Annotated in this window: 2 protein-coding genes; both read right to left on the bottom strand. The window is 72.5% G+C overall.

The window, feature by feature from the left end; genetic code table 11:
* On the bottom strand, positions 1–1,111 hold a 1,111-nt coding region (locus WBP48_RS08220), incomplete at its 3' end, for a pyridoxal phosphate-dependent aminotransferase (RefSeq protein WP_424438786.1).
* A gap of 220 nt (positions 1,112–1,331) precedes the next feature.
* Positions 1,332–1,605: acyl-CoA dehydrogenase C-terminal domain-containing protein (locus tag WBP48_RS08215; protein WP_424438783.1), on the bottom strand; the 274-nt coding region annotated here is incomplete at its 5' end.

The raw sequence follows: 1,605 nt of genomic DNA, 5'->3' as shown, positions 1-1,605 counted from the left end.
AGGCGGCGGCGCACACGCGGATCCAGCCCTCACCCGACGCACCGAATGCCGAACCCGGCGCGACGGCGACGCGCTCGGCGCGCAGGAACTCCTCCGCCCACGCGGCGACGTCGCCGCCGTCGCCACCGGAAGCGTGGCGCACGTCGATCCACAGGTAGAAGGCGCCGGAAGGCGCGAGATAGCGGATGCCGCGCTCGTCGAGCAGTGCGGTCGCAGCCGCGAGGTTGCTCCGGTAGTGCTCGCGCGCGCGGGCCAGGTCGCTCTGGTCGCTCGTGAGCGCGGCGATCGCGGCGTACTGAGCGGGCGCGTTGACGCAGGAGATCATGGCCTCCTGTGCGCTCCGGAGCGTCGCGCCCCACGACCGGGGGGCGACGAGGAACCCGACACGGATGCCGGTCATGGCATATGTCTTCGAGAGCGAGAAGACGCCGAGCACGCGTTCCCCGCCCTCCTCGACGTCGAGCGCCGTCAGGCTGACGTGCGGCCGGTCCCACGTGAGCGAGCCGTACACCTCGTCGCTGATGACCCAGAGGTCATGCCGGCGCGCGAACGCGAGCAGAGCGCGCGCCGCCGCCTCGTCGAGCACCGTGCCGAGCGGGTTGGAGGGCGAGTTCACGATGATCGCACGGGTGCGATCGGTCACGAGCGCATCGAGCCGGTCGAGCTCGGGCTGGAACGAGGCCTGCTCGCGGAGCGGATACGGCACCGGCACGGCCGACAGCATCCGCGGGCTCATCGAGAACGTCGTGTAGCCCGGGTCCGGGACCAGCACTTCGTCGCCGGGATCCAGCACGAGTCCGAGCGCCTGGTGCAGCGCCTGCGTTCCTCCGACCGTGACCCACAGCTGCTCGGGATCCAGCCGCGCGCCGTGATCGGTGGCGAACCGGTCGGCGAACGCGCGCCGCAACTCCGGGATGCCCGCGTTGTGCGTGTAGTTCGTGGCCCCGGCATCCCAAGCGGCCTTCGCGGCGGCCGCGATGTGGGGCGCGACGGGGACGTCCGGCTCCCCCACGGCGAGGAACGTCACCCCGTCCAACCCGAGCGCAGCCTCGAAGATGCGTCGGATGCCGCTGGCCGGAACGGTGCGGGTGTGGGAACTGAGCTCGGGCACCGCCCCAGGCTACGCGCCCCCGCCCGCCTCTCCCCCTCTCCCGACCGCACCCCTGTCCGCGCGCGGGGGATGCTGATGCGGGTCAGCCATTCAGTGGCGCTGCCGCGCCGTGGGGGCGAGAAAACCTGCCTCGGGGATGCGAGACTCTCGCATCAGCTTTTCAGTGGCGCTGCCGCGCCGTGGGGCGGGAAAGTCTGAGTCATGTCACGAGACTCTCGCATCAGAGGGTCTCGCCGGAGGCGACGGTCTCGGCCAGCGCGTGCACTCGCGGCAGGTGGTGGGCGCCGTAGAAGTCGGCCAGCGTGAGCCGCTCGGCATCCGCCGCGACGGGGTCGGCGTGCGCGGCGACCGCGATGACGGCGAGCGCGTGCATCCAGCCGCCCGCGAGCACGCCCAGCAGCTCCAGATACGGCACGCTGACGGCGTACGCGTCGCGCGGCGACCCGGCGAAGCGCACGATCTCGGCCGTCGCGCGGCGGGCGGATGCCGTGGCG

This window comes from Microbacterium sp., from assembly GCF_049661145.1.
In the GTDB taxonomy this organism is placed as follows: domain Bacteria; phylum Actinomycetota; class Actinomycetes; order Actinomycetales; family Microbacteriaceae; genus Microbacterium.
This window is presented reverse-complemented; position numbering and strand designations above follow the sequence as displayed.